The sequence below is a fragment of the Micromonospora sp. CB01531 genome (genome assembly GCF_001905095.1).
GTDB lineage: Bacteria > Actinomycetota > Actinomycetes > Mycobacteriales > Micromonosporaceae > Micromonospora.
In genome coordinates this window covers 141,713-150,738 of sequence record NZ_LWLS01000069.1, presented here as the reverse complement: position 1 = coordinate 150,738, position 9,026 = coordinate 141,713, and the positions used below count along the sequence as shown (strand labels likewise).

General features: G+C 71.9%; 10 protein-coding genes and 1 pseudogene. 6 read left to right on the top strand and 5 right to left on the bottom strand.

The annotated features are described in order from the left end of the window. The 3 genes and pseudogenes from A6A27_RS18395 to A6A27_RS18385 all read right to left on the bottom strand — a co-directional run. Positions 1-237 (bottom strand): annotated as a pseudogene (locus A6A27_RS18395) (transposase); the annotation flags it as partial. A 203-nt stretch (positions 238-440) separates the two neighbouring features. After that, on the bottom strand, positions 441-1,094 hold the full coding sequence (locus A6A27_RS18390) for a response regulator (protein WP_073835841.1): 654 nt from the start codon (positions 1,092-1,094) through the stop codon (positions 441-443). Between the two features lie 2 nt (positions 1,095-1,096). After that, positions 1,097-2,110: a HAMP domain-containing sensor histidine kinase gene (locus A6A27_RS18385; RefSeq protein ID WP_206745059.1), complete on the bottom strand. Its 1,014-nt coding sequence runs from the start codon at positions 2,108-2,110 to the stop codon at positions 1,097-1,099. 292 nt (positions 2,111-2,402) lie between these two features. Between A6A27_RS18385 and A6A27_RS18380 the strand changes: the two genes are divergently transcribed. Together A6A27_RS18380 and A6A27_RS18375 are read left to right on the top strand one after the other, a co-directional pair. Then, positions 2,403-2,900, top strand: a complete 498-nt coding sequence (locus tag A6A27_RS18380; protein WP_073835858.1) for a cation:proton antiporter regulatory subunit — start codon at positions 2,403-2,405, stop codon at positions 2,898-2,900. A 239-nt stretch (positions 2,901-3,139) separates the two neighbouring features. Next, the gene (locus A6A27_RS18375; protein WP_073835840.1) at positions 3,140-4,819 is read left to right on the top strand and encodes a Na+/H+ antiporter; all 1,680 of its coding nucleotides are present in this window, start codon (positions 3,140-3,142) and stop codon (positions 4,817-4,819) included. Between the two features lie 119 nt (positions 4,820-4,938). Here the strand turns inward: A6A27_RS18375 and A6A27_RS18370 are convergent, their stop codons facing one another. Beyond that, positions 4,939-5,160, bottom strand: a complete 222-nt coding sequence (locus A6A27_RS18370) for a hypothetical protein (protein WP_143194059.1) — start codon at positions 5,158-5,160, stop codon at positions 4,939-4,941. A gap of 306 nt (positions 5,161-5,466) precedes the next feature. Between A6A27_RS18370 and A6A27_RS18365 the strand changes: the two genes are divergently transcribed. From A6A27_RS18365 to A6A27_RS45045, 4 genes are all read left to right on the top strand, one after another. Then, complete coding sequence (locus A6A27_RS18365) at positions 5,467-5,988, top strand: substrate-binding domain-containing protein (RefSeq protein WP_073835838.1); 522 nt, start codon at positions 5,467-5,469, stop codon at positions 5,986-5,988. Next, a complete protein-coding gene (locus A6A27_RS18360; RefSeq protein ID WP_073835837.1) occupies positions 5,985-7,256 on the top strand; it encodes a sugar ABC transporter substrate-binding protein in 1,272 nt (423 codons plus the stop codon). Before A6A27_RS18365 ends, A6A27_RS18360 begins: the two co-directional genes overlap by 4 nt. Positions 7,257-7,508: 252 nt before the next feature. Then, a complete protein-coding gene (locus A6A27_RS45050) occupies positions 7,509-8,045 on the top strand; it encodes a GH39 family glycosyl hydrolase (RefSeq protein ID WP_338013297.1) in 537 nt (178 codons plus the stop codon). Positions 8,046-8,074: 29 nt separating this feature from the next. Continuing rightward, a complete protein-coding gene (locus A6A27_RS45045) occupies positions 8,075-8,314 on the top strand; it encodes a hypothetical protein (protein ID WP_073835835.1) in 240 nt (79 codons plus the stop codon). 48 nt (positions 8,315-8,362) lie between these two features. Here A6A27_RS45045 and A6A27_RS18345 read toward each other — a convergent pair whose 3' ends face one another. Then, complete coding sequence (locus tag A6A27_RS18345; protein WP_083672678.1) at positions 8,363-8,962, bottom strand: TetR/AcrR family transcriptional regulator; 600 nt, start codon at positions 8,960-8,962, stop codon at positions 8,363-8,365. Positions 8,963-9,026 lie beyond the last annotated feature (64 nt).

The following is a 9,026-nucleotide window of genomic DNA, read 5'->3' as shown; positions in this document are numbered from 1 at the left end:
CCAACCCGGGATCATCTGCGCCTGACCCTTGCCGCGGCCGTAGGTATGGCAGAACAGCCGGTCAGGGCTGGTGGACGCGTCCGGGCGCAGCCAGTTACTGACATCGACCGCCAACACGATCCGCCCGTCCGCGGTGCGCGGCAGCGGCAGCCCGCTCAGGACGACCCGTAGCCGGGCGATGTCGACCCGGCCGCTGTTCAACCCGTCGTACAAGGCACCGTGACCTCGCCGATGCTCCGTGGGGCACCAGGTCGGCTTCGTCGTCCCGGGAGCGCTGTGTCTGATCGCGCTCGCCCTCGCCACGTGGGCGTTCGTCCGGTACCCGGACACCTTCGACCTGCGCCGCGGCCGACCGCGCGGACCGCGACCCCGGATACCCGCCGCTACGTCCTGAGTGCCGGCGGACGTCGTCCTGTGCCGGGCGGCCTCGTGAGGCGGCGTCACGGTTCGATGAGGCCGGCCCGGATGGCGTAGCGGGTGAGTTCGAGCCGGTCGCGGAGCCCGAGCTTCTGCAGGATGTTGGACCGGTGCCGTTCGACGGTCTTGATGCTGAGGAACAGCAGGTCGGCGATCTGTTTGCTGCTGTGCCCCTCGGCGACGAGCTTGAGGACCTCCTCCTCCCGGTCGGTGATCCGGCGCGCGGTGACGGAGTCGGGGTTGCTGCCCCGTCCGAGGTAGTCGCGGACCAGCGTGGTGACGGCCCCCGGGTAGAGGAATGGCTCGTCGCGCATGGCCGCCCGGCAGGCGTCGATGAGGTCGCGGTCAGCCGCCGACTTGAGCACGTAGCCGGCGGCGCCGACGCGGAGGGCCTCGAAGAAGTACTGCTCGTTGTCGTACATCGTCAGCATCAGGATGCGCAGGTCGGGCAGTGCGCGGGACATCTGCCGGGCGGCCTGCAGACCGGTCAGCCGGGGCATGGCGATGTCCAGGATGGCCAGGTCTGGGGCGGCGGTGCGGGCCAGCTCGACGGCTTCGGCACCATCGGCGGCTTCGGCGACGACGGTGAGGTCGGGTTCGTTGTCGAGGATGAGTCGCACGCCGCGGCGTACCAGGCCGTGGTCGTCGGCGAGCAGGATGCGGGTGGGTCCGGGCATGGTCAGCTGGTCTCGTTTCGCGTCGGTACCCGGAGGCACACGTCGGTGCCGCCGGTCGGGTCCGGGCCGATCGTGAGGTGGGCGCCGATGAGCAGCGCCCGTTCCCGCATGCCGCGGATGCCGGCGCCCTCGTGGGCGGTCGCGATCCCGTGGCCGTCGTCGCGGATCCGCAGCTCGACGCCGCCGGCGGTGCGCTGCAGGATCAGGTGCGCCGTGCGGGCCCCCGAGTGCCGGACGACGTTGGTGAGCCCCTCCTGGGCGGTCCGGTAGAGGACCAGTTCGACCTGGTCGTCGAGTTCCGGCAGGTCCCCGGCGAGGTGCCGGTGCACGGTCAGCCCGGCGGTGGTGTATTCCGTGGTGAGGGCCTTGAGCGCGCTGGCCAGGCCGAGTTCGTCGAGGACGCCGGGGCGCAGCCGGCGGGCGATGCGCCGGATCTCGTCGAGGCTGTTCCGGGTGGTCTCCTGCACCTGGTGCAGCTCGTCGCGGACAGGTGGTGGTGCGTGGTCGGCGACGCGCTTGAGGTCCAGCAGCACGGCGGTCAGCGTCTGGCCGATCTCGTCGTGCAGTTCCCGGGCGACGCGCCGCCGTTCGGCCTCCTGGGCGGAGAGCGCACGCGCCGCGCTGGTGGCGCGTTCGGCCTCCAGCCGGTCGAGCATGGCGTTGAAGGTGCGGATCAGGTCGGCGATTCCGGCCTGGCCGGTGACCGGCAGCCGGTGCCCGGGACGCAGCAGGTCGATCGTCCGCATGGTGCGGGTGACCCGCTCCAGCGGTGCCAGTCCGACGCGCAGCAGCAGCGCATTGGCCACCAGCATGGCGGCGAGGCCGCCGGCCAGGACCGCCACCTCGGTGAGCACGACGGGGGTCGACACGGTGATCGGGCCGAGCAGCAGCAGGACCGTGGCGACCACGAGTACCGCCGCGTTGAGCAGGAAGATCCGCCAGAACAGCGACAGTGACACGTCGGCCGCCTCCTCTCCGGTGCGCTCCGCGTCCTTTCTAACAGCGTCCCGGGACACGGGCGGTTGGTCGGCCCGGAACCGCGGCGCCCGTCCAGCCTCGCCCAGCAGCGGGTGGGGCGGCATCGGGGCGGGCACCCATGTTTCCGCCCAGGCCAGTGGACGGCGCCGGGCACCGTGGGAGGTCGTCGGCGGGAATGGGGGTCGGCACCGATGCGGGGTGCCGGGCTGCCGAGTCATCCTGGGGGTGGTCGCCGGATGAGCAACGCCGCGGCCCGCACCGGCGGCCGCAGGCCCTTGGCACGGACGCGCGGCGCGATCACGGCCGCGCCGAGTTGATGGGAACGAAATGATGACCATGGAACGAATCGCACTGCCCGGGGTCGGTATCGGGTGGGCCACCACCACCCGCGCCGGGCAGCGGCTCGGTGTCGTCTGCCACCTCACCGGCCAGCGTGACCTCGTCGTCTACGACCCCGACGACGCCGAGCGGGCGCTCAGCACGGTCGTCCTCGATCCGGACGAGGCGCGCTGGGTTGCCGACGTGCTGGACACGACGGTCACCGTCGACCACCTGACGGAGCTGGAACGGCAGGTCGACGGGGTGGCGGCGGTCCGACTTCGCCTACCGGCCGGGTCCCCCTACGTCGGCCGGCCGCTGGGTGACACGCGGGCACGTACCCGCACCGGCGCGTCGATCGTCGCCGTCGTTCGCGGCGATCGGGTCATCGCCGCGCCGGCGCCGGACTTCGTCCTGCGCCCTGACGACACCCTCGTCGCGGTCGCCGACCAACGCCGGGTGGCCGCCCTCGCCGACCTGCTCGCGGGCGGTCCCGGGGCCGACCGCTGAGGGTGGTCGAGGCGACACCGGGTTGACCGGCGGGGTCGTGGCGTAACTCTCCGCGTGCTGCGGCGGAGGTCACCCCGCCCATACCAGCGGGTACGCTCCGGACTGCGGCAGACTGCGCGGCCGGCGCTTCAGCGCCGATGCCGCCATCGATCGGCTCCGGCCGGCTGAGCCAAGCCCGAGCCGGGGCGGTCGCGCATGCGGTCTGCTCGGACCGTCCGCCGGCCAGGGAGAGTAACCGGGTGAGCCCCCAGACGACGTTGTTGTTCGTGCTCGCCGCCGTCGCGGTCATCGTCGGCGTGCGGTGGGTGGCGTCGCGCACGGGCCTGCCGGCAGCGGCGCTCCTGCCGCTCATCGGCATCGTGTACGCGCTGCTCCCGGGGCCCAACATCAGCCTTGATCCCAACCTCGTGCTCACGGTCGTGCTGCCGCCGCTGCTCTACAGCGCGGCGCTGGACTCCTCGCTGCTGGGCATCCGCCGCAACCTTCGCATCGTGGTCAGTTTGTCCGTGGTGCTGGTGCTGCTCACCGCCCTCCTGGCGGGAGTCGGTTTCCACCTCTTCGTCGCCGGGGCGACGCTGGCCGCCGGGATCGCGGTCGGCGCCGCGATCGCGCCGCCCGACCCGGTGGCCGCGCTGGCGGTCGGCCGCCGGGTCAACCTGCCGCCGAAGCTGGTCACGATCATCCAGGGCGAAGGGCTGCTGAACGACGCCACCGCGCTCACGATTCTCAAGGTGGCCGTCGCCGCCGCCGTGGGCGGTGGCTTCTCGTTTCCGTCCGCTGTCGGCCAGTTCATGTTGGCGGCGGTGGGCGGGGTTGCGGTGGGCGCTGTCGTCGCGTGGGGCGTACGGCTGGCCCGACCGCTCACCGCGGATCCGTTGCTGTCCAACGCCATCTCGCTGGCGACGCCGTTCGTGGCCTACCTGGTGGGCGAGGAGCTTCATGTCTCCGGCGTGCTCGCCGTGGTGATCGCCGGGCTGATCGTCGGCCACCACACGCCCCGGCTCGTCTCCGGCGCCACCCGGCTGCAGACCAGCGCGGTGTGGCGGCTGGTCGACTTCCTCCTCGAGGGCTTCGTCTTCCTCCTGATCGGCCAGCAACTGCCCACGGTGGTCCGGGGCCTGCACGAGTACGAGACCTCCACGGTTGTCATCGCGGTCGCCGTGTCGGTCGGCGTGGTGCTGCTCCTGCGCCCCGCGTGGCTGGTGCTGATCCAGGTGCTCCCCCGGTCGTTGCACACCCGGCTAGGCGGAACCTCCGACGAGGACGACACCGACGAGCCCGGCAGCAGCCGCGAGGCCGCGCGGGCGGAGCGCAACGCGCGTCGACTGACCGGCCGTGAGGTCGCGGCGCTGAGCTGGTCCGGAACCCGCGGCGTGATCAGTCTCGCCGCGATCTTCACCCTGCCGCTGACCACCGACAGCGGGGTGCCCTTCCCCGACCGTAACCTCCTGCTGTTCTGCACGTTCGTGGTCGTTCTCGTGACCCTGGTCGGGCAGGGCCTGACGTTCGCGCCGCTCGTCCGGGCGCTGGGCCTGCGCGCCAACGAGAACGACCAGGCCCGGGTACGCAACGAGGCCCGCTCGGCGGCCGTCGAGGCGGCCCTGGCCCGCCTCGACGAGGTCGCCGCCGACGAGCCGGACCTGGCTGCGGCCGTCAACGTCACCCGCGGGCAGCTGCAGACCCGCCTGGCCCGCTATCGGGGTCGCCTCGACCTGCTGCAGAGCGCCGAATCAGCCGAGGTGCCCACCTCACCCGAGTACGAGGCGGCGCTGCGCATCCGGCGGGCGGCGATCGAGGCCCAACGGGAGGAGCTGCTGCGCTGGCGCGACGCCGGCCGGCTGCCCGACGAGGGGCTCCGCGTCCTGGAACGCGAACTCGATCACGAGGAGCTGCTTCTCCCGAAGCGCGACCGCCGCTGACCGGCGATCCAGCGAGGAGACGCTGACGAGGTTTGCCGGCACGTCGGTGCGTGGGCGTTCGCGGTCTGCCGGCGCGTCGGACCAGTCTCGGCGGCCCGCCCCGCGAGGCCCGCGACCGGTCAGGTCAGGGTGAGCCGGACGCCGACCGGCAGCATCAGGCCGGTGCGGCCGTCGACCCGGATCCGCCGGCCGGCGAGCAGCGGTTCGCCCCGGTGGGCCAGTGTGAACGCCACGCCCGACGGGGCGACGTTGAGCAGATGTAGCAGCCGCTGCCAGGCCGGATCGACGGCGGAGGCCAGGACCAGGCCGGGTGCGTCAGCGTCGTTGCGCCACCGCGGCACCACGTCGAGCCGGGCCGGCGCGGAGCGTCAGAAGTCCAGGTGGCTGGGGTAATCGCAGGCGATGACTAGGGCCCTCCCGGCCTGCGGTCACCGGGTTTAGGCGGAAGTAGTGCACCTCTCCGGCGAGCAGCAGGTGAGGTCGGTCGTTGAGCAGGATGCGGCGGCGGTGCAACGCGACTCTGGCCATCGAGGGCAGCTCCTCGTCGCCGGAAGTCTCGGGCCGGGCGGTGGTGAACTGCGGCACAGCTGCCGATGGTGCTGCTGTAACCGCTTTTAGTGAACGAAATGTAACGGGTCGGTGGTGGCATGAGCAGCAGTCGGCTGACGGTCCGGGAGATCGCTCGCCTGGCCGGGGTGTCGGTCGCGACGGTGTCCCGGGTCTCCAACGGCACCGACCAGGTGTCCGAGGAGACCCGCCGCCGGGTGCTGCAAGCCCTCGAGGAGCACGCCAACGGCGAGACCGCGCTGGGGTGCTGGTCGGGCGCGTCGGGGCGCGGCCTGCACGTACCGGAGGACCTCGTGATCACCGGCTTCGACGACATCCCGATGGCCGCGCTGGTCACCCCGCTGCTGACGACCGTCCGGCAACCGGTGCGGGAGTTGGCCGCGCAGACCGCCCGGCTGCTGCTACAGCTCCCCGCCGGGGATGCCGAGCACCCGCACGGCGGTCCGGTGCTGCCGACCGAACTCGCCGCCCGGGACAGCTGCGGCTGCCCGACAAGCACCGCCACCACATCCACCACTGGGTGCCGCCGCCCGCCCGGCCCGCGCCGCTGCGGCGCGGGCCGGGCGGGCGGCGGCGCCCACTCCGAGAAGGTGAGGCCATGAAGCATCTGCGATATGCGACCGCCCTGGTGGTCGCCCTCGCGCTAGGGGTGACCGGCTGCGGCCAGGACGAGGCCGACTCGGGCTCCGGCGGCCAGCCCGCCGGCAAGGAGATCGCGGCCGGCAAGGCCAAGGGCGCGATCAGAGTCTGGGCCATGGGCGGCGAGGGCGAAAAGCTCGCCGAGCTCGCCGGGGATTTCATGAAGGAGAATCCCGAGGCCAAGGTCAACGTCACGTCCTTCCCGTTCGACGCGGCGCACGACAAGATCGCCACGGCCATCGCGGGCCGGCAGACGCCGGACGTCACCATGGTGGGTACCACCTGGATGGGCGAGTTCGCCAAGACGGGCGCCTTCGACCCCACCCCCACCGGCCTGTTCGACAAGAGCAAGTTCTTCGGGGGCGCGTGGAACAGCATCGTCGTCGACGGCACCGCCTACGGGGTCCCGTGGTACGTCGAGACCCGGCTGATCTTCCACCGGAAGGATCTCGCCGCCAAGGCGGGCGTGCAGAAGCCCGCCAACTGGCAGGGGCTCACGGACTTCGCCCAGGCGATGAAGGAAAAGGGCGGCGCCAAGTGGGGCATCTACCTGCAGCCGGGCGGCACCGAGTCGTGGCAGAGCTTCATGCCCTTCGCCTGGCAGGCCGGCGCCGACATCATGAAGGACGGCAAGTTCACCCTCGACACCCCGGAGATGCGCAAGGCGCTGGAGTACTACGCCTCGTTCTTCAGGCAGGGCCTCGCGCCGACGAATCTCGCCCCCGAGGCGGTGGGATGGGGCTTCATCAAGGGTGAGGTCGGCGCCTTCGTCTCCGGCCCGTGGCACATGGGCATCCTGCGCGGAGAGGGCGGGCCGGGCTTCGAGGGCAAGTGGGACGTCGCGCAGATGCCGCACGAGCAGGCCGGCACCTCCTTCATCGGCGGCTCCGACCTGGCGGTCTTCAAGGAGTCCAGGAACCGCGACACGGCCTGGAAGTTCGTCCAGTTCCTCACCACCCCGGCCGCGCAGCAGAAGCTGTACGACCTGGTCGGCAGCCTCCCGGCGGTGCAGGAGAGCTGGCAGTCCGGCAGGCTGGCCGACGACCCGTTTGTGAAGGCGTTCGGTGAGCAGCTCAACGACGCGAAGTCGGCGCCGGCGATCGCCACCTGGGAGCAGGTCGCCGACGTCCTCGACGACGGCATCGAGCGGGTGGTGCGCGGCGTCTCCGATCCCGCCACCGCCGCCAAGGAGATGCAGACCAAGGCGACCGCGATCGGCACCGGAGGCTGACATGACCTCCGCCACCGCGCAGCAACCGTCAACGTGACCAGCGGGCAGGTGTGCAAGCGGTACCTGGCGCCGGACCAGGGCATGGTCATGGCGGCGCTGGGCAACGCGCTCGTCCACGACGTGCTCCGTAAGCCGTTCAGCCAGGCACCATGAAGCAGCGCCTGGCACCGCTCATGCGCCTGGAGCAGTTCCCCATGCCCGGCGCGAAGAACAGCTGAGACCCGACAACCGTTCTGCGGCGCAGGCGATCCCCTGCGCCGCAGCACCGGGCCGATCGAGAGCTGGCGTACCCGCACCGGTCGACTTCGTCTCCACCCACACGTACGGCAGCCCGCCGCTGGACCTGCGCCCACGCTGCGCCGGTTCGGCCGCCCCGACGCGCGCATCCTCTGGACCGAGTGGGGCGTCACGCCGACCCACTTCCACCCGGTCAACTACGGGGTGTTCGCGGCGACCTTCCTGCTCACCGGCATGCGCTCGGCGGCGGGCCGGGTGGACGCCCTGTCGTACTGGGTCGCCAGCGACCACTTCGAGGAGCTCGGCCGGCCGCCGCGGCTGCTGCACGGCGGGTTCGGGCTGATCACCGTCGGCGGCATCGCCAAGCCCCGCTACCACGCGGTGTGGTTGCTCTCTTGCCTCGGCGAGACGGAACTGCCGGTACGGGCGTCCGGTGACGGCGCGGACGGGCTGGTGCAGACCTGGGCCAGCCGGCGCGCCGACGGTTCGCTCGCGGTGCTGGTGTGGGCGTCGACGCTGGACGAGTCGAAGCGGGACGGCGATCCGCGCTGACCCGCCGGGTAGCGCTCAGCATCGACGGCGTGGCCGGGCAGCCGGTGCGGGTCACCCGGCTCGACCGGGAGCACGGGGACATCACCACCCTCGCCGAGCGGCTCGGGGTCGACGAGTGGCTCGACGAGGAGCAGTGGGCGGCGCTACGCGCGGTCGACACCCTGCGCGCCGAGCCGGTGGACGCCGTCGACCGGGACGGGAGCACGGTGCTGGAGCTGGAGTTGCCGCAGCCGGGCGCGGTGCTCGTGGAGGTGGGCCCGCCGCGGTGACAGCGTCAGGCGACGACGTGAATGACTCACCATCAGGATGGATGACGCTCAGACGCCGCCCGGGTCGCCGGGCGCGATCTGTGCCAGATGCGTGGCGACGACGGCCCTGCCGGCCGGGCCGGACATCCGGCTGGGTTGCAGGACGGCGTGCAGAATCACCCCGTCGACGAGCGCGTACAGCCGCTCAGCCTCGACCGTGTGATCCAGGTCGGGTCGTAGCGCGCCGCTGTCGGCCAAGCGCCTGATCATCATCTGGAACGCCTCGACGAGGCGTGCGTCGATCTCCTCACGGAGGCTGGCCAAGCTCGGTTCGACGACCGCCCGGGCGGTGAACGCCAACCACACCTCACACTCGCCGCGCCGCTGCCGGTCCAGCGGCAGCATCTCGTCGATCATCGCGAGCACCACGCGTCGCTGGTCGCCCGTGACGTCCACGGCCCGGAGCCGCGCCTCGATCCGGTCGCCCACCAGGCGCAGCGCGAAGCCGAGCAGCTCGGACTGGGTGGCGAAGTAGTGCCGTAGCGAGCCCATGGACAGGCCAGCCTCGCGCGCCACGTTGCGCACCGATGCCTGCTCCAGCCCGTCGCGCATGACGATCCGCCACACCGCCTCCGCGAGCTCCGTGCGACGGGCCTCCGCATCCACCATCTTCGGCACCTCGCCTTTATAGCACAGTCGTGCTACATTGCTGTTCTAACACAGGCGTGCTACA

Coding starts and splice junctions, on each gene's coding strand:
- A6A27_RS18390 (WP_073835841.1), bottom strand. CDS start 1,094: ATGCCCGGACCCACCCGCATCCTGCTCGCCGACGACCACGGCCTGGTA.
- A6A27_RS18380 (WP_073835858.1), top strand. CDS start 2,403: ATGACCATGGAACGAATCGCACTGCCCGGGGTCGGTATCGGGTGGGCC.
- A6A27_RS18365 (WP_073835838.1), top strand. CDS start 5,467: ATGAGCAGCAGTCGGCTGACGGTCCGGGAGATCGCTCGCCTGGCCGGG.
- A6A27_RS18360 (WP_073835837.1), top strand. CDS start 5,985: ATGAAGCATCTGCGATATGCGACCGCCCTGGTGGTCGCCCTCGCGCTA.
- A6A27_RS18345 (WP_083672678.1), bottom strand. CDS start 8,962: ATGGTGGATGCGGAGGCCCGTCGCACGGAGCTCGCGGAGGCGGTGTGG.